The organism is Vibrio penaeicida (assembly GCF_030689305.1).
GTDB classification, from domain to species: Bacteria; Pseudomonadota; Gammaproteobacteria; order Enterobacterales; family Vibrionaceae; genus Vibrio; species Vibrio penaeicida_B.
Genome location: NZ_JAUYVM010000008.1, coordinates 93,526 through 113,370 on the forward strand (window position 1 = coordinate 93,526; position 19,845 = coordinate 113,370).

General features: G+C 42.2%; 11 protein-coding genes. 6 read left to right on the plus strand and 5 right to left on the minus strand.

Annotated elements, in window-relative coordinates; all coding sequences use genetic code 11:
• The first annotated feature begins 157 nt into the window (after nucleotides 1-157).
• Nucleotides 158-781 carry a LysE family translocator gene (locus Q8W40_RS14310; RefSeq protein ID WP_305398128.1) on the plus strand — a complete coding sequence of 208 codons (624 nt, stop codon included), beginning with the start codon at nucleotides 158-160 and terminating at the stop codon, nucleotides 779-781.
• Nucleotides 782-825: 44 nt separating this feature from the next.
• Here Q8W40_RS14310 and Q8W40_RS14315 read toward each other — a convergent pair whose 3' ends face one another.
• Both Q8W40_RS14315 and Q8W40_RS14320 read right to left on the minus strand, forming a co-directional pair.
• Nucleotides 826-1,338, minus strand: coding sequence for a GNAT family N-acetyltransferase (locus Q8W40_RS14315; protein WP_305398129.1), 513 nt, complete (start codon nucleotides 1,336-1,338; stop codon nucleotides 826-828).
• A 48-nt stretch (nucleotides 1,339-1,386) separates the two neighbouring features.
• On the minus strand, nucleotides 1,387-2,511 hold the full coding sequence (locus Q8W40_RS14320) for a response regulator (RefSeq protein WP_305398130.1): 1,125 nt from the start codon (nucleotides 2,509-2,511) through the stop codon (nucleotides 1,387-1,389).
• 56 nt (nucleotides 2,512-2,567) lie between these two features.
• On the opposite strand from Q8W40_RS14320, the gene Q8W40_RS14325 reads away from it, so the two are divergent.
• Nucleotides 2,568-6,626, plus strand: coding sequence for a PAS domain-containing hybrid sensor histidine kinase/response regulator (locus Q8W40_RS14325; protein ID WP_305398132.1), 4,059 nt, complete (start codon nucleotides 2,568-2,570; stop codon nucleotides 6,624-6,626).
• Nucleotides 6,627-6,758: 132 nt separating this feature from the next.
• Here the strand turns inward: Q8W40_RS14325 and Q8W40_RS14330 are convergent, their stop codons facing one another.
• Nucleotides 6,759-9,065 (minus strand): response regulator, encoded by a 2,307-nt coding sequence (locus Q8W40_RS14330; protein ID WP_305398133.1) that lies wholly within the window; start codon nucleotides 9,063-9,065, stop codon nucleotides 6,759-6,761.
• Between the two features lie 417 nt (nucleotides 9,066-9,482).
• Between Q8W40_RS14330 and sstT the strand changes: the two genes are divergently transcribed.
• Nucleotides 9,483-10,697: a serine/threonine transporter SstT gene (gene sstT / locus Q8W40_RS14335; RefSeq protein ID WP_305398134.1), complete on the plus strand. Its 1,215-nt coding sequence runs from the start codon at nucleotides 9,483-9,485 to the stop codon at nucleotides 10,695-10,697.
• Nucleotides 10,698-10,766: 69 nt separating this feature from the next.
• Here sstT and Q8W40_RS14340 read toward each other — a convergent pair whose 3' ends face one another.
• Nucleotides 10,767-11,864, minus strand: a complete 1,098-nt coding sequence (locus Q8W40_RS14340) for a tetratricopeptide repeat protein (protein WP_305398136.1) — start codon at nucleotides 11,862-11,864, stop codon at nucleotides 10,767-10,769.
• A gap of 459 nt (nucleotides 11,865-12,323) precedes the next feature.
• Between Q8W40_RS14340 and glgX the strand changes: the two genes are divergently transcribed.
• Nucleotides 12,324-14,273: a glycogen debranching protein GlgX gene (gene glgX, locus Q8W40_RS14345; protein ID WP_305398138.1), complete on the plus strand. Its 1,950-nt coding sequence runs from the start codon at nucleotides 12,324-12,326 to the stop codon at nucleotides 14,271-14,273.
• A gap of 288 nt (nucleotides 14,274-14,561) precedes the next feature.
• Nucleotides 14,562-16,274: a sensor domain-containing diguanylate cyclase gene (locus Q8W40_RS14350; RefSeq protein ID WP_305398140.1), complete on the plus strand. Its 1,713-nt coding sequence runs from the start codon at nucleotides 14,562-14,564 to the stop codon at nucleotides 16,272-16,274.
• Between the two features lie 2 nt (nucleotides 16,275-16,276).
• On the opposite strand, the gene Q8W40_RS14355 is transcribed toward Q8W40_RS14350, so the two are convergent.
• Complete coding sequence (locus Q8W40_RS14355) at nucleotides 16,277-17,272, minus strand: arginine deiminase-related protein (protein ID WP_305398142.1); 996 nt, start codon at nucleotides 17,270-17,272, stop codon at nucleotides 16,277-16,279.
• Nucleotides 17,273-17,875: 603 nt separating this feature from the next.
• Here Q8W40_RS14355 and Q8W40_RS14360 point away from each other — a divergent pair.
• Entirely contained in the window at nucleotides 17,876-19,741 is a 1,866-nt protein-coding gene (locus tag Q8W40_RS14360) for an ABC transporter ATP-binding protein (protein WP_305398143.1), read from the plus strand.
• Nucleotides 19,742-19,845: the final 104 nt, after the last annotated feature.

Below are 19,845 nucleotides of genomic sequence, written 5' to 3' on the forward strand. Positions count from 1 at the left end.
GCCCACAGATAGTAACGAAATTGTTAAAAAAACACCATTGAAAATTCATGTAAATTTAGTGGGGTCTTAATAGTGGCATTAATCTGGTTTGCGTTAGACTTCACTCCCATTTACAGTGAATGTTTTCGCGGTCTGATAAGCAAACAAGGAAGTGGTAATGATCAGTATGGAATTTCTTCTCACAACCCTAATCGTCGTTTTAATACCTGGGACAGGTGTGATTTTTACAATTTCCGTTGGGTTGTTTCAAGGTCGGCGTGCCAGTATGGCAGCAGCCTTCGGCTGTACTTTAGGTATTATTCCAGCGCTTCTGGCATGTGTATTGGGTTTGAGTGCCATTTTGCACACCAGTGCTTTAGCGTTTCAAGTGATTAAATACGCTGGCGCCGCGTATCTGCTTTACCTCGCCTGGGGGATGTGGTGTGCCAGCAACGAAGGGAAAATGACATTTTCTAAAACAGAGAGTACATCATTTCGAAAAGTCTCCACGCAAGCTTTCCTACTCAATATATTGAATCCCAAGTTATCGCTGTTCTTTTTGGCTTTCCTTCCACAATTCGTCCCTAGCAATACTGACGCAACGCTTTTTAGCATGTTGGTATTAGGTGGAATATTCATGCTAATGACGTTTGTGGTGTTTGTTGCCTACGGTTTATTGGCTCATCAGGTAAGCCAATACGTGACTCAATCTAAACGCGCAATTGCGTTGATTCAAAAAGTATTTTCAGCCAGCTTTGCGGGGTTAGGCGCTAAATTGGCACTAAGCGAAAACTCACTCTAAGAACCAATGCCCCTGCTTAACTGACTCAACTGACTCAACTGACCTCAAGATTCGAAACCCAATACATCCGAATCATTTGAGGTCAGTTGAATTTCTAAAATGGGTAATTGTCGCCCTTCTGGTAATGATGGATAGAGACCCACCTGCTTGCCCCCATATTTTTGATAGAACCCCACGGCATTTGGGTCTGAAACAATGACCAATTTTTCAGCTGATTTCTCACTTATTCGAGCAAACATATCGGTCATCATTTGATCACCAAACCCTAACCCTAGAAATCGCGGCGACACAAAGCAATCTTCTAGTTCGAAGACTTTATCTTCAGACTGGCTAAATGAATACAAGCAGCACAATAGACCATCGGGGGTCACGCCTTTATAAAAGTGACGGTGCATAAAGCATGTTTCTGTTATCGTTAATCCCGTCCGCCATAGCTCAATGAGCTCGGCGCTATACCCCCAAGATGCTTTTGAAGCAAAGATCAGAGTATTGATGTTGGGAATGTCGTTGAGTTGCGCTTTAATAAAAGAACAGCGCGCTGTTGGAGAGTCTGTCATGGAATCCGTTACTGCTGTTACCCTTGTTCATTGGGCAATGATGACGATTTAAAGTTCAAATGGAAGCTGCATTTGCCACACCAAGCCTCTTTCATCCGATTCTAGTTTTGCATGACCCGCAAGAGAGGTATTGATAATATTTGCTGCGACCGTTGCACTTAAGCCAACGTGCCCTGCTCGCCCTCTTTTTGTGGTAAAGAACGGGCGTATTACTTCTGTTAAAATCTCGCTTTCAACGCCAGCACCATTATCCCAGTAAGTAATCGTGAGATGCTGACCCGCCCGCTGCCATGAAATATGAATATTGCGCTTTTCTTCTTTGTTTGAATAGGCATGTACTAGAGAGTTTTCTATCAAGTTATTGAAGACAATGCCAAGCAATTTTGCATCGGTTTTCAATAATTCTTTTTCACCATCTAACCGAACCATAACGCCTGCTTCGGCAAGTTTTGCATGAAAGTGCGCGATCACTTTTTCGATGATTTTAATCAAGCTCACTTCTTCAATGTTCAATTCATTTTCTGTATCCGAAATCGATTTAAACATTTCCATCATATCGGCAACCCGATTCAAGTTATTCAGATTGAGATCGACACTGTCGTGGCAAAAAATAATGAAATCTTTTAATTTCGAGCTAGTGATCTTTTGATCTCTAAACTGTTGCTCAAAACTCAAAATCGTTTCTCTCATGTGTGTAGACGTAAGAATACTCGTCCCTAAAGGGGTATTAATTTCATTAGCAACCCCAACCACCAAGTTGTTTAGCGCGGAAGTGAGCTCTTTCTTAAGGAGTTTTTTCTGTGCTTCACGGAGCGTAAGTTGAGTCTTTACTCTCGCCAATACTTCTTGAGGGCGATACGGTTTAGAAATGTAATCCACCCCCCCTGCATCTAACGCTTCGACAATGCTTTCCACGTCCGTGAATGCACTCACAAAAATAACGGGGATGTCACTAGTATCGGTGTTCTCTTTTAGAATTCTACACAATTCAATCCCAGACATACGGGGCATTTTGATGTCTGAAATGATCAAGTCGGGTTTTTGTTTTTCCACCAGCTTCAAAGCAATGTGTCCACTGGTTGCGGCACGTATACGATACTCCGGCTGCTGCATGATAAGTTGCAACATCCTTAAGTTTTCTGCCACATCATCGACAATCAAAAGTTCATACATAGATCACGTAACACCCCGTTTTTTAACTCAAGTATAGACGAGGAAAATGAGAGTTAATGAGCCAAATGAAAATTTCTGAAATCAAGTCGTTGTCTTCTTGGGAAAAGTACACATTGTTAACTATGCTATTTAGAGTTGTGTTTCCGCAGTGGCGTGGTAATTCCATGAAAATGAAAACTCTATTCAGTCTGTTGTTTTTACTTATGTTTATCGTAAATATAGGTATCATTTTCGTCGTTGATCGAACAATAGATGTTTTCGAAGAAGAAGAACAAGTCCTCCAAGAACAAGCCAATCTAATAAAAATGGGAAGCGAACTTAAGCATAGTTCTGATAATTTGACTAAATTCGCTCGTGCATATGCCCTAACTGGAGACATCAAATGGAAAGCGCTGTTTGAAAGGGTTTTGGATGTCAGAAACGGAAAGGCGCCCATTCCAGAAGGTCACGAATTTGGATATTGGGATGTGATCGCAACGGAGCCTCATTTAAATTTCACCCTAACACCCGGCTTCATTGGAGAAACCTTTTTACAGAGAATACACGACGCTGGAATGTCCGAAAATGAGGTCAATTCGCTTGCTGAAGCGTTATCTAAATCGGACAAACTTGTTGAGTTAGAAGAGAGGGCTTTTGAACAAGTTGAGCTTGCCACCTCTCAGAGCAAACAGAACGCACTCTCCCTTTTGTATGGACAAAATTACTTTGATGAAAAGTCTAAAATCATGTCTGCCATCGAAACGGCCTATTTATCCAGTATGGACAGGCTAATCAGCGAGCAGACTTATGCAGAAAGTCTCGTAGATCGAAACTCTCAAGTACTGTTCGTAGGTATCCTTATCCTCGGTTTCTTTTTAGTTCTATCCTTTGTATTACTTTGGTTGGTTTATATCGCGCCACTTGGGCGAATGCAAAACCAAGTCATCTCTAAAGTGAACGATCAAGACTACGACTTTAAACTCAGCGAACGTGTGCAAGGAGAGCTAGGCGCATTTTCCAGTGCCATCAACTCATTACTCTTTAATTTGCGAAACGAGCTGAGAATTGGACAAACCGTTCAAAACTATAACGATGTGATTCGTGGTAAGGAACAGCTCGACGACGTTGTATCCGCGACCAAACAATTTCTAAACACTCACTTCTCTTTTCCACTCATCACTTTTTACCAAAATAAAAACGGTGATTTAGTCTCCATAAATAGCTTTGGCAACATCTATGACCCGACCCCTGAAAACGATACGTTTCCCTATTACTGTTTAGAAAGCGGCACTCATCTGGTGGTTGAAGCAACAGATGACGTCCCATTGAAACTGGGGATGGGGGAAATGACCATGGAGCTACTTGAACTTCATGCATTTCCGATACAAGCCAACAATAAGCAGCTTGGGGTCATTCAAATAGGCACCATTAAGAAGCTGAACAAAAATACGCTTCGGATCCTTAACGAACTGGTAGAGAACTTCAGTATTGCCTTTCAATTGGGTTTGAATATTGAAATGCAACGAGAGACAGAGCAAGAGGTCACGAGACAACTGGAGCTCAATCAGCACATTATCGACTCCATCCCTAACCCCACTTACTATCGCAATCGATTAGGCGAATATTTGGGCGTTAACGAACAGTTTTGTGAGTTTATGGGGCTGAAGGTAGATCAAGTACTTGGAAGTCATATCGAGACGCTCTTTAACGAAGACACCGTACACGTTCTTAAACGTTATGAGTTGGAGCTTCTGCAAGGCACAAAACGTCTAGAGTTCGAAATGGTACTCACCAATGGCAATGAAGAAGAACGAGATCTGATCGTTTATGAAGCGCCATTTTATGACCAGAACAATGGCATTATGGGTATCGTCGGTACCTTTATGGACGTGACAGAGACAAAACAACTAGAACGAGAATTAATAGAATCAAAAGACTCTGCGGACAAGCTCAGTAAGATAAAAGGCGACTTCTTAGCGAATATGAGCCACGAGATCCGAACGCCAATGAATGCGATTATGGGGATGACTCACCTTGTTCTTTCGTCCAGCTTGGAAGAGCAACAGCGTGTTTACGTGGAGAAAATCGATTATGCCAGCAAACAGCTTCTGGGTATCATCAACGACATTTTAGATTTTTCGAAAGTTGAAGCGGGCAAACTTCAAATTGAGAATACGGCGTTCAATCTCGATAAAGTTCTCGATAACTTAGCGAACGTATTGTCCGTGAAATCTGAAGACAAGGGTATAGAACTCATTTTTAATGTCTCGCCCAATATTCCGAATCATTTAACGGGCGATTCGTTAAGGCTAGGTCAGGTGCTCATCAATCTCGCGGGTAACGCTGTCAAGTTTACCGATAATGGCGAGGTAATCATCAGTGTTTCAGAGGAATCTCGGGCTGGTAACCTTGTGGTTTTGCGGTTCACCGTAGAAGACACCGGAATCGGGATGACACCCGAGCAGATCAACAACCTTTTCCAAGCCTTTAATCAAGGTGATACGTCTACAACTCGTAAGTATGGTGGGACCGGACTGGGGCTGTCTATATCCCAACAATTAATTCAACTCATGGGCGGCGAGATTATGGTGAGTAGCCAATATGGCAAAGGCTCACATTTTTGGTTTGAATTGGAACTGGAAATCAGTGAAGAAACAGAATCAAAAGAACGCTATCTCATTACCCAACATAAAAGTGCATTGGTCATCGACGATAATGATACTGCAAGGCTTATCGTTGCAAGCATGCTGAACGACATGATGTTTGATGTCGACGTCGCATCGAACGCAAAAGATGCTTACCAGATGCTTGAACACGAGAAAAAACAATATGATTTACTTTTAGTGGACTGGAAAATGCCAGAAATTGATGGAATACAAGCTATTGAACACATAACCGAGCACCAACTTTGCCCCAATGCAAAAACGATCCTAATCACGGCCTACGGCAATCAACTCGATTTCAACAACCAATATGCTCACCTTATCGACGGGCTTGTCTTGAAACCAGTTAACCCCTCTAACTTGCTTGATACCATCGTAGACGCATTAGGAAGCTACATTGCTGAAGACGTCCAACAAGCGTCTACTGACTCCCCAACTAAACACAATATTTCAGGCACCCGAATACTATTGGTGGAAGACAACATCACGAACCAAGAAATAGCCTCAACCATACTTGAAAATGAAGGTGCGACAGTCAGCATCGCGAACCATGGCTTAGAAGCACTTGATTTATTAGACAAGAACACATTCGACGTCGTGTTAATGGACATGCAAATGCCCGTTATGGACGGACTAACTGCCACCAAAGAAATTCGGAAACAATACGATGAGTTCAATTTGCCAGTGCTCGCCATGACTGCTAATGCCATGCGTGAAGATGTGGAAGCTTGTCTCAATGTAGGAATGAATGCTCACATAGCCAAACCCATTCATGTTCCTGGGCTTTTGGCTAAAATTTCCGAATTCGCACAAAATCTATCAAGCAAGAAACCAGAGGTAAGCCATCCGAAGCCAGCCTTAAATGGTCATACTAAAAAGCTGGAGAATAACGTGAATTCAGAGCACACATTCCCAGAGGTCGAAGGCATCGATCTTAAAGCCGGTTTACACCGGCTATCAGGCAATGCTGAAATCTATTTCTCGACGCTAAAGCGCTTCTTTAAGTCGCAAGTAAACGATATGGAAGAGCTGTTGAACATGGCTAACGAGCAAGAATTAGAAAAAGCCAAAGACAAGCTGCACGCGATAAAAGGGGCATCGGCAAACCTTTCTGTCGATTTCCTTTATCAGCAATCCTCGATAATGGAAAAAGAGTTAAAGAATGGGCAACCGATTTCTACGGATGATGTGAAGAAAATGATGTCTTTCGTGGAAATGGTTAATTCACAAATTCACGAAGCCGAAGAAAAACCACAAAATAAAATCGCTATCGATAGCAGTTTCCACAAGCTAATCGAACAGCTCAACACAGCGTTGCTAGACGCGGATACGGAAGCTCTTACCATTATTGAAGAATTGCAAAAATACAACCTTGGGGATACCTCACCCCTTAACGAAATGAGCGAGTTACTGGATAACTTCCAGTTTGACCAAGCAGCGGATATGTTGGCAAGGCTTAAACAATCAATTTAACCTCAGCTTCGCGGTCACAAGCTGAGGTCAGCTAACCTTATTGAACTGTTCGACTTAGTACTTTCGATGTGGTGCTTTCGGTATAGTGAATTGTCTAGCTTATTGAGTTGTATAACATATTTAATCTTAAACTTAGTGAGTTGTTCGCTTTTTCGAAAGCTCGCTACTTTCTGAGTTGGATTTAGAGTCTTTGACTATGAATTCAAAGTTGGAAACGTGCTTTCTAAGTACTGTGGACAACTTACTTAAGCTAACCGGCTTTGAAACAAACCCATCCATCCCGACTTCAAAACACCTCTTTTTCTCTTCCGCAAGTACGTTGGCAGTCAATGCGACAATAGGCACCCTTAAGCTAGATTCATTTTCCATTTTTCGAATAGAAAACGTTGCTTCAAACCCATCCATTACAGGCATCTGACAGTCCATGAGAACCAAATCATAATGCTCTACTGCGCACTTTGATACCGCAACTCGTCCATTCTCTGCCACGCTAACATCAACCCCTAAACGTTCAAGCATCTTTTTCATGACAACTTGATTGGAAACTTGGTCTTCCACCAGCAAAACTCTCAAAAGCGATTTCACAGTAGGTTTTATTACAAGTAAATGTGGAGGGGGCGTCAATGGTTCTTTCTCGAATACAGACTTTACTTTACGTTCAAGATCATCAACATCATAAGGTCTTGCTAGGCAGATATCGACACCATGTTTGATGGCTTCTTTATGATCAAATTTGGATGAAGATATCATCATGATTGAGGGTGCTTTATCCCCTAGCCCTTCTTTTATTTGCTTAACAAAATCAAAACTGTCGAGATACGCTAAATCATGATCTATCACTAAAAGCTGATAGGCCAACCCTTTCTTAAGCGCTGTTTTCAACATCGTAGTAACGTAGCTAATATCTTGGCAGCATGTCGACTCCCAGCCCATTTTGTCCAATTGAATAGACGTAATTCTCATATTCAGGCAATAGTCGTCGAGTAGCAGCGCTCTTGGTTTGTCGAGTTCGTCATCAATCATCACAGGCTGCTCTGAGGAATGCGAGAACCGTAACGTAAACGAAAAGTGAGTCCCAACCCCAGGCTCGCTATCCAGTCTTAAATGCCCTCCCATAAGATGTATTAGGTTTCGTGTTATGCCTAAACGCACCCCAGTGGTATTTCGTTCGCTGCTATCACTTGAGATATTTTGTTCAAATACTTCGTCTTGCTGAGTCAGATCAATTCCAACTCCGCTGTCTTTGACTTCAAAGAGTATCGTTTCGGAATTGTCATCATAAGAGAGGTGTTGAACATCTAAAAGAACATAACCACTATCCGTAAATTTAATGGCATTACTCAATAAATTTCGCAGCACTTGTCGAATACGACTTTTATCACCAAGTAATCTTGGATTGATACTGGAATCTAACGTGCATTGGAATAGAAGATCTTTTTCTGTTGCTTTGGCACGGAACATCGCATCAATGTCGTCCACCAATTCAGTGATGCAAAAATCCTTTTTAACAATATCCAACCGGCCAGTTTCCAACTGGGACATATCATGAATATCGCTTACCAAATCCTGTAAATTGGCAGTAGCACTTTGAATAAGAGCAGAGAACTCCTTCAGTTCCTCTTTACTGGGTTCATCTTTCAAGAGTGAAACCATTCCAACGTAGCTGTTTAACGAATTCCTGATTTCATGGCTCATCGTCGACATTAAGTCACTTTTCCGTGCCTTCGCAATTTCGGCTTGCTGGCACGTATTCGATAGTTGAAGAAAGGTCTCTCGAATTCGCACCACTGCATTATTGTATCGCTCATTAAACTGCGACAGTTCATCTTGGAACCAGCGTGATTCAAAGTGAATTTTGTTTGGGAGGTTATTCTCGTCGATTTCCCCAACTCGGCGAGACATTTCACGAATTGGTTTAATGATTGAATTTAATAGAATGATGTAACCAAGCAATACCATCATTAGCGCCAGCAAGCTTTGCGTCGCAAACTCCTGATACGAAAACCTGTCTTGCCATTCAATTTGATTTGGCGACACTAACGCTAAGCTTAACGTTTTATCAGAGCTCCCTTCTTCGAGCCCCCAATGAGATACCACTGAATATTGCGACGAGAATTGACCAAGCTGAATATCGCTTGATCCTGACATGGCTATTTTTACGCCATCGACTTCTGCAAAGCGATATAACTCTTTGACCACCACTTCAAGCTGAAGCTGATCTTTAACCTTTAGATAACGCTGGATCTTGGGAACAAAATACGTATCAACAGAAGCTAAAATCGCTTCCGTCCTTTCAGAATTTTTCTGTTGATCCCAATAGGCATTTGACAGCGTCGACAAAACAGCAAACAGGCTGCCTAACAAGCACAACAAGACCAATATCTGACGGGACAGACTTAACCTAGCTTTCCAACTTAATACGCTACTTAAGATAGTCATAAGAATAACCTTGTAACGTCTATTTTTATTCCTTAAGCATAGCTGGAAAAAACCAACTTAATAGAAACCAAGTTGCTTATTAGTACTTTTTTAATTAGCTCAGAAAATTTTCATTTCTAATCAATAATTTGCCGAGTCTAATAAATCATGTTGCCAACCGATATTTTCTAGAAAGCCCTCTAACGTCACAATAATGAATACTAAGTTAAAGCCAATTCACAGAATATACACCTGGATAGAACATCAATAAGTAAATTTTAAAACATAAATAACTCAATTAACCTAGACAATAAAACTGCAATCTATAAGATCGCATCACCGAAACGAAGAGTTCGGATATTTATAGGACACAATCAGGGTAAATGAGTACTTCTACACCTGACTTAGGCTCAAACTTATTACATTACAGGAAAGATTATGAACAACTCTTCCGTGTTATCACGGTTAGCAAACGGAAATCTTGTCTTACAGATACTCTTAGGCATTTCTTTTGGTGTTGCACTCGCCTTAACCTCACCAGAGACCGCAATAAAAGCGAGTATGCTGGGTGATCTTTTTGTTGGTGCACTTAAAGCGGTTGCCCCCATTTTAGTTTTCATTCTTGTCGCCGCCTCTATCGCCAACCAAAAGAAAAATCAACACACAAATATGAAGCCCGTTATCGTGCTCTACCTTTTGGGTACATTCTTTGCGGCTTTAACCGCCGTGGTGATGAGCTTTGTTTTCCCTACAACTCTAACGTTAGTTGCAGGCGCAGAAGGGGCCACACCTCCACAAGGCATAGCGGAAGTTCTACACACTCTTTTGTTTAAACTGGTAGACAACCCAGTCAGCGCACTGATGAATGCGAACTACATCGGTATTTTGGCGTGGGCGATTGCCTTGGGGCTAGCACTGCACCATGCGTCAGATACGACTAAGGCTGTATTTGAAGATTTAAGTCATGGTGTTTCGCAGATCGTTCGCTTTATTATCAGACTGGCTCCGTTCGGTATTTTCGGGCTCGTGGCTTCTACGTTTGCAACCACTGGCTTCGACGCTCTTTTCGGCTATGCACAGTTACTAGCAGTATTGTTGGGATCAATGTTCATTATGGCGCTGATCATTAACCCAGCCATTGTTTACGCCAAAACGAAACAAAACCCCTATCCTCTCGTTCTTACCTGCTTGCGAGAGAGTGGCGTAACGGCTTTCTTTACACGTTCAAGTGCAGCCAATATTCCGGTTAATATGAATTTGTGTTCCAAGCTTAAACTGCACGAAGACACGTACTCTGTCTCTATCCCTTTAGGGGCGACGATTAACATGGGTGGCGCAGCCATTACTATCACAGTTCTTACACTGGCTGCAGTACATACCATGGGTATTCAGATTGATGTAATGACAGCCTTGCTGCTCTCAATTGTCGCTGCTGTATCAGCGTGTGGTGCATCTGGTGTGGCGGGTGGATCTTTACTTCTGATTCCTTTGGCTTGTGGATTATTTGGTATTCCAAATGACGTTGCGATGCAAGTCGTTGCTGTTGGTTTCATCATCGGTGTTATTCAAGACTCAGCTGAAACCGCTTTGAACAGTTCGACCGATGTAGTGTTCACTGCCGCTGTCTGTAAGTCTTTGGATAAAGATTCGTAATAAACAAAAATGCCCCGCTTCAATCGCGGGGCATTTCCAAAGAGACGATTACCAAGCAATGAGTTTGCGCTAACTCATTGCTTGGGTGAAATCAGAAGATTTGCTGGGTTGTTCAGTATTTTCTTGTTCTAGCGTTCTTACCACAAATTCATCGCCATGGATCTCTGGGAAGTATTCATCACGCTTGTACATTTTATTTAGTGCCTTGATGATCGAATGCCTTTTGATTTTTCCTTCTTCCAGTCTTGATAAAATAGGTTTGGTTAATCCTTGAAGACCTACAATGGCATCAATTCCGATCACATTACCAATTTCATCGCGACGTTTCTTAGCTTTCGAAAAGCCAGAGTGGGCGGAAAGAAAAAACCAAATGTAAGCAAGAGCATTACCTTGAGCATCGGTATCAGCCCAAAGCTCGCCGGCATAAAATTGCGCTCGCCCATTGCCCGTTTCAGCAGCTCGCTCAAGCCAATAAGTGGCACGAGTGTGATTTTGCTCAACGCCTTGCCCTTCAGCATAATGCCGACCCAAACGAATCATTCCTTCGATTGAGCCATGATTTGCGGCTTTGTAACTCCATTCTGCTGCTAAGGCGGAATTAGGTGTAGGATTCGATTCCGCAACGTACCAATCACTCATGTACAACTGAGCATCAATATTTCCGTCTTCAGCCACTTCTTGGATTAAATCAATGCCTTTTTGCAAATCTTGATCAATACCATGGCCTTTCAACAAACATAAGCCCACTTCAAACTGAGCTTGCTTGTCGCCACCTCTCGCCTCTATCACTTTACCCCAATACTTTCCTTTAAGGTTCATAATATGATTATCACTAAAGCGATTACACAAACGAACCACACTGTACATGGCAATTTCATTGTCTGCATTTGCAGCTCGTTCATACCAATGTAATGCTTCTCTCGGATTTCCTAATTCAGCTTCTTTCGCCAAGAATAGCTGAGTTGGAATGTGACCCGTTTCAGCTTTGTATACACGCTCTTGATGATCTTTTGCTTTAGAGGCTTCCATTGCCTTTTTATATGCGGCTTCACGCGCGACTTTATCTCGTTCTTCAGCACGCTTTTTACTGCTGATTGTCATCATACCGACTCCTACTAGTATGAGACAGATAACGGAAGCGCCAATGGCAATGGTCATTACATTCATAGGAAACTGCTGGTGGTGAATACAAGCTGTATTGTACCGTTTTTGAGGGGGCATTTTTAGGGGGAATTGTGTTAAAAGGTGTCGCAACTGCCAATTTAACTATGTAGCTCAAACAAATCAGCCAGTTACTCTACCTATTACATCTCGAACACCAAACAATCGAACGCTGTTTTAACCTTTTGTGTGAATACATTTCTTCGAATTACACTCAAACGCACCCATACCAAACGAGAGCATGTTCAAGATTACACCTCGTATATGATGTGAAATGGAAATATTCCTTCTCTAAAAAAGAATGCTCAGTAAGGTTGACGTACGGTCATTAAAAATCATACTTAAACCAATAATCAAGCTTATGCATATCAACAAACACATCAAGTCCTGTCCACTCGACATGTCGAAATGAAATATGCTGGAGCCTGAATAACCAGAACTTGAAGAATAGAAATACAGTTAGCCATGGATAAAAAACGAGCACGCCCATTTCCACTCGGAGCGACACCAGACTCCACAGGTTGCAACTTTGCTGTTCACGCGCCCGGTGAAACGGATATTCGTCTTGCCTTGTTCGATAAAAACAACGAATTTGTCAGCTATACCCTTCAAAGCTTTGGGCATGGCGTGAAAGCCATATACCTAGAGGGCGTTGAGCCAGGGCAAAACTATGGTTTTATCGTGCCATTTGAAGATTCCGAAATATTAATCTCCGATCCTTATGCCAAAGCACTCAGTAAACCTCTTCACTATGTGCCACCGTATACGCCTGAAAAAAGCTGGGTTTTAGCCAAAAGTGTTGTTACGTCGTCGGAGTTCGACTGGCAAGGCATTGAGCCGCCAAGACGTGCTCTTGAAGATATGATTCTGTTCGAAACGCATGTCAAAGGCTTAACTAAGCTACACCCTGAGCTCCCTACAGCGCAAAGAGGGACTTATCGTGCGTTAGCTAGCAAAGAAATGCTCGCGTTTTACCAAAAACAGGGTATTAATACCATTCAGCTACTTCCTATAGCTGCTTGTATGCACGAGCCACACTTGCTTGAAAAAGGAATGGCAAACTATTGGGGTTATAACCCATTCGTCTTTATGGCCCCAGATCCTAGATACGCAGAGGCAGACGCAGTTAGGGAACTAAAAACCGCCATTAGAGAACTTCATCGCAACGGCATAGAAGTCATTTTGGATGTGGTATACAACCATACTGCCGAAGGTGGCGCTGACGGACCTGAGTTTAATCTTAAAAAGCTCGATCCTTTACACTACCTGGTTCACGACGAGCATTTTTCAAACTATACAGGATGTGGCAACACCTTAGACCTAACACATCAACCCACCCTCAACTTAGTCATGGACACACTAAGGTACTGGGTACAGGAATACCATATTGACGGCTTCCGGTTCGATCTGGCCGCCACACTCGGGAGAAACGGCGAACACTTCAACCATAAAGCGTCCTTTTTTCAAGCAGTAAGACAAGATCCTTCTCTTCGTGAAACCAAGTTAATTGCTGAACCTTGGGATATTGGACCAAATGGATACCAAGTTGGCGGCTTTCCTGATGGTTGGAATGAATGCAACGACAAGTTCCGTGATATTAGCCGTAGTTTTTGGCGAGGTGACCAAGGCTATCTTAAAGAGTTTGCCACCCGTTTGATGGGCTCTAGAGACATATACTCTGCAAGCCGCTGGCCTGAGAAGCTTACGATCAATTACGTCACCTACCATGACGGCTTCACACTGCAAGATTTAGTGTCTTATAAACACAAAAACAATCTGAAAAATGGTGAATGCAATCGAGACGGGCATGGAGACAATCGAAGCTCAAACTATGGTGTGGAAGGCGACACAAATAACATGCTCATCAAAGCCATGAGGGAAAAACAAAAGCGGAATTTCATGGCCAGCTTACTCTTTAGTTTTGGTGTCCCTCATATCCTAACGGCAGATCTCCTCTCTCACTCTCAAAATGGTAATAATAATGCCTACTGTCAGGACAACGATCTCAGTTGGCTAAACTGGGAACTGTCCGAGCGGCAAAAACACTTCAAAGATTGGCTGGCGACGCTTGTCGCAGCAAGAAATAAGTACATGCTCCCATTTGTACGGGCATTTAGTGGGGATTCACGAAACGACAACCGAATTACTTGGCTCCGAACTGACAGCGAGGTCATGTCCCATGACGATTGGAACATCGTCAGCGCCATCGCACTTCACATGGGAATAGGTGAAAATGGCCGGGAGCTTCTGTACCTAATTAATCAATCAAGCGTCCCTGCAAGGTACAAATTACCGGCATCTAAGGATCAGCACTGGCAAATCATATGCGATACCTCTTTGAATCATAAGCTTGATGAAGAAGTACATGGTGAGCAGCTGGTCACGCCTATGACACTCATGATTCTACACAATTAACGCTATATCGTACCCAAGTCATTCTTGCGGAAAATATCAACGTATTTCCACTTGGGTACGCCCAATTTATTTAATTTATAAATTAGCTCACTTCATTTACAGAACAAATAACCGTTCTCGCCATATACATCCAGTCGATATGCATTGATACACGCTTAATTTAGGTCTAAGATGACGAATACAAAAATGGGATCTACTTCAAAATTTTAATAAAAAACAACGTCTATGGCTTTACCAAAAATATTAATAAAATTCATTCGTCCATTTATCGTCTTACTGATAACTGGAATGTTATATACGGCATATCAAGAACTTAAGGAGACAGAAACCCAAGCATACCGACAATCACAGGCAAATATTCGAACTGCAAGTTCGCTAATACATGCTCATTTAGAATCAACGGTGAGCAAGTTCTACATATTAGAGCAGACATGGCTTGAAAAAGGCTTTGGATCTTATCAGGAAATGGTTCAGCAGATCTTGCTGGAAACCCCTATCTACTCCGATATTATTCTTCACTCCGAGTCCAAAGATAATTACCGTTCTTATCGTGGAACCTCTTTAACAAAAAGCTCAGTTAAAAACTTAAGGTGGAAAAGGCTGCATAGCTACGGTGACAAATTTTACGTTTCTTCTATATATGAGAAAGAGCCTGGTCATTGGGTTTTTGCCGTCAAACACTCCAACCCTAAGCTGCTTTTCAATATGTGGATTGAATTCGATCTCTTTTACACAACACAACATTTTAAAGATCTCAAAACTTTAGACAGTGGCTACGTCTTTGTTGTTGACGCTACTGAAAAACGGTTGGTATTCCACCCCGATCCACAACGTGTTGGAACACGTTCAATCAGCTACAGCGCAGGTATTGAAGAGCAAGTAGATAATGGTGTTCGGTTCGGAACCATTGAATACTATTACAATAATGACAACAAAATTTCGGTCTTCGATGCTGATAACGATTTAGGGTGGGTGTTTGTTTCTGGCACAGGGCAGGCAGAGATTCTCGCCAGCTCTTATCAATTTAGCCTGACAGCAATCATGTTTTGTTCTTTATTGTTTCTAACAGTGGCGGTGAACTATATTACATTGCAGTTAAACCAAGAGCTCGAAAAACTGAATATGGCACCGGATCTTTTGACGTTCAAAAACCAACTCAGAACCATATTTCGTCGGTTTTTTAGTCATAACGGTCTTCAGCTCTGCCTATATGACCAGCAGCAACACACCTTTTCCACGATCGATTATCACGGGAATTTAAACGCGATATTGCAGAACAAGCATTTAGCCGACAAGCTAAGCCACCAAAAAAACCTAAGCTACACATTAGGAAAGCATGGTGATGAACTGGCTCAAACGTTAAAAATACATTCGCGCCATTACACTATCCCACTCATAGTTCGAGAAAAATTACTCGGTGTTGTCTACCTTTCTTGCGCTATTCCTACTTATCGAACCCTAATACTTCTTGTTAGAGATTTCGCTCAAGTTTCTTTATCTAACTTATTTCTTAATCATCAGCTCAAAAACAAAGACGGCATGACTCAGCTAGACAATAAGCAGTACTTTTATTCTCGCCTGAACCAACCCGTCGAGCATTCCAATCGCTACCTAGCGTTTATCGACATTGATGACTTTAAGGCTATCAATGATAGGAATGGACATCTATGCGGCGATCAGCTCATCACTGAAGTGGCAAAAACAATGAGCTCACTGTTCCCTGCTCCAACGGTTATCAGCGTTGCTCGATTCGGAGGTGAAGAGTTTTGTATATTGTTTGATGCAACTACCGCACAAGAGGCATTTGAACGAATAGAACACCTGAGAGATGAAATAGAAAATATTGATTTTATGTATGAAGATAAGGAATTGAACGTAACGGTCAGTATTGGGCTAACTAAAACAGAGCAAGATCAACACTCATCGTTAGAAAGAGCTGATCTTGCATTGTGCCGAGCAAAAAATGCTGGGAAAAACCAAGTAGTGATGAAAGCCGCTTAGCGTTAAAGCGTGGCAACTCGTGGAGAAAGGAAAATTTCTCCTAGCATACACCGCACACTACCACCACCAATTGTCTCGATGGTTCCCACATCAAATGGAAGCAGTTTGCCATGTTGAGCAAGCTGCTTTCTTTGAGTCTCGCTAAATGCATTGAATGCAGACTGTGACATGGCAATTAACTTATCACCATTAACCGACTGTAATTCCAAGATATTGCCGCAGAACTTGTTCATTTGTTCAATGCTAATACTGATTACTTGGCGGTCTTTTGCTAGCGATTTCAATACGAAGCGTCTCTCGTACTCTGGGATCACTTCATCACAAATCACACAAAATGATTCGCCCACCGCCATCATCACATTGGTGTGATAAATTGGGTGACCTGTTTCTGGTAACGCTGTTTGAAAACTGATCACTCGGTCGTAACCAATTTGCTTGGCGTAATCTTCGAGTACTTCTCGGTCACAACGCTGAGATAAAGCTGCATAAAGAGTTCGGTTAACATGATCTTTGACCATCACTCCGGTACTTTCCAAATACGCTTCTTTGTTTGTATAACTTAAAAGGCTGTCGTTTGTAGAACGGACGTTTCTACCCGCTTTTTCAAGCGCCTGTACAAGTGCTTCTGTTCTTACTTCGTGTCTTCGGTTTTCACACGCCATAGGAAAAGTGAAAAATTCGCCATTTCGCGTCGTACTGAACCAGTTATTAGGAAAAACGGCATCAGGTGTTTCAATCATCGATTCAGGGTAATCAAATTCGACGACTTGAATACCGTTCTGGCGTAATGTTTTTGCCATCAATTTGAATTCTGACATCGCTTTTTCACGAATAACTTCTGTTGATTCGTCTACTGCGTGTTGAAATTCATTATCCGCTGCTGTTTGCGCATTAAACGCAAATTCTTTTGGTGGGGCCATAACAACACAGTTTGCATTCTGGACACCTTGCTCACTGTACAACAGAGAGTCGACATTTTGATTAGGAGAATTAAACATGTTTTCCCTGACAACTTTGATTGGAACACCTTTGAATTGTAAACACAATGTTAACCATTATTTCACTGTAATAACGTCAGTTTGAGAAATCAGAAGCCAACAATTCACTGCAATCACCCAAGTTTACCGAAAATATCACTGAACGCAAATTTCGATCACATATTAAACCATCATGACCTACTTGATCGATACATTCATCCATTAAGTTATTAATACACCAATGGTTTCACTGTATTTTAGCTCTCAGTTAAAACAAAGCATTTAAACACTTACCCCCAAAATACTTTGCTCAAGTAACGATATTGATTAATAACAAATTAATTTCATGATCACTAAAATATCAATGCATTAAGTTGATTACATTTCATTAATGTTGGTGTAGAGTAAACCGCTTAGATATTCTTTATGTGTACAGAGAAAGTCTGAGTTTTCCTTAGCTACTTCAAGCCTTTACCTTGAGATCTCTTTAGTAGTTAGGGTTCGAATAGAAGAGCTCCTCTCCTCTTTGAATCGATCACCTTAAATTTAAACAAAATAATCAGTTGCGCTAATAAGCCCACTGCCCATTAGTGGCGGCGGGACGTATTCTATTAGGAAGGATATATGTTCAAACTGTTCGAAAGCTTTACAAAGGCTTTTCCCAAGGATGAGCCCGAACAACCACCAAAAGGCATTTTCGCTTTTTGTCGTCATTATACGAAAGGGTACGAAATCCCACTGGTCATCATGGCCATTTTCGCCACCTTAGTTGCCATTATTGAAGTCTCTCTATTCGGCTTTATGGGGCAGCTTGTTGATTTACTTAGCCAAAGTAACCCCGAGACCTTTTGGCAGGAAAACAAAGACACCCTACTTTGGTTTGGCTTTTTGCTACTCGTTGCTATGCCTATTCTTGTTTTGGTGTACTCATTACTTATTCACCAAACCATGTTGGGCAACTACCCAATGTCCATTCGTTGGCTAGCCCACCGGTATCTGCTGAAACAAAGCCTCTCTTTCTATCAGGACGATTTTGCAGGTCGCGTAGCAACGAAGGTTATGCAAACATCGCTCGCCGTAAGAGAAACCGTAATGAAAACGTGCGATGTTTTTGTTTACGTTTTGGTTTACTTCACATCGATAGTGGTCATTCTTGCACAAGCTGACTGGCGTTTAATGATCCCAATGCTGGCTTGGTTAACGGCATACGTGAGTATTCAAATTTACTTTGTCCCGCGCTTAAAGAAAGTCGCTGCAGAACAAGCTGATGCGCGTTCTACAATGACAGGTAGAATTGTTGACAGCTATACAAACATCGCCACAGTGAAGCTCTTTTCACACAGTAAGCGGGAAACCGAGTATGCCGAGGAAGGTATGAAAGGGTTCTTAGACACTGTGCACCGCCAAATGCGCTTGGTAACAGGCTTCGATGTGTGCGTTGAGATCTCTAACTACATCATGGTATTTGCTGTAGCCAGCATGTCTATATTCCTTTGGATGGATAATGCCATCAGTGTTGGTGCAATAGCCATTGCTATAGCACTGGCGTTGCGCATCAATGGTATGTCGATGTGGATAATGTGGGAAGTGACGGCGTTGTTTGAAAACATGGGTACGGTGGTCGATGGTGCTAATACGCTATCAAAACCGATAGCCATTGAAGATAAAAAAGACGCCAAAGATCTCAATGTAGAACATGGGGGCATCAGCTTCGATAATGTCAGTTTCCATTACGGTGAAAACAAAGGCGTCATCGACAACCTTAACCTCGACATAAAACCTGGCGAGAAAGTCGGATTAGTCGGACGCTCTGGCGCAGGTAAATCAACATTGGTTAACCTTCTGCTCCGCTTCCACGATGTTGAAGGCGGTAGTATCAAGATCGATGGTCAAAACATATCAGAGGTCACTCAAGATTCACTTCGAGCTAAAATCGGCATGGTAACGCAAGACACTTCGCTTCTACACCGCTCGATTCGGGACAACATTTTATATGGTAACCCCGATGCATCTGAAGAAGGCATGATCAATGCAACGAGACAAGCTCAAGCTCATGAGTTCATCGATACGTTAACCGACCCGTTTGGTAATGTTGGTTATGATGCTCAAGTCGGCGAAAGAGGTGTGAAACTGTCGGGCGGGCAAAGACAGCGTATTGCTATTTCACGAGTACTACTAAAAGACGCGCCTCTGCTTATTATGGACGAAGCAACGTCGGCGCTCGATTCAGAGGTTGAAGCGGCAATTCAACATAGTTTGAATGAGCTCATGGAAGGGAAAACGGTTATTGCCATTGCACACCGTCTATCAACCATTGCAGCCATGGATCGCCTAATCGTTCTGGACAAAGGTAACATCGTTGAACAGGGTACCCACCAAGAGCTTGTTCGGTCTGGTGGAATTTATGCACAACTTTGGGCACACCAAACTGGCGGTTTCATTGCAGAAGATTGTGAACTAGAAGCCAGAGAAGAAACGAGCCAAGTATAAGCTCGCGCTTGTATCATCTATAAAGGCGGCAAAAATGCCGCCTTTTTTATTTCCCTTCCACACTTACACTTACTTACCAATCTGCCGCTCAATAACGTGATATT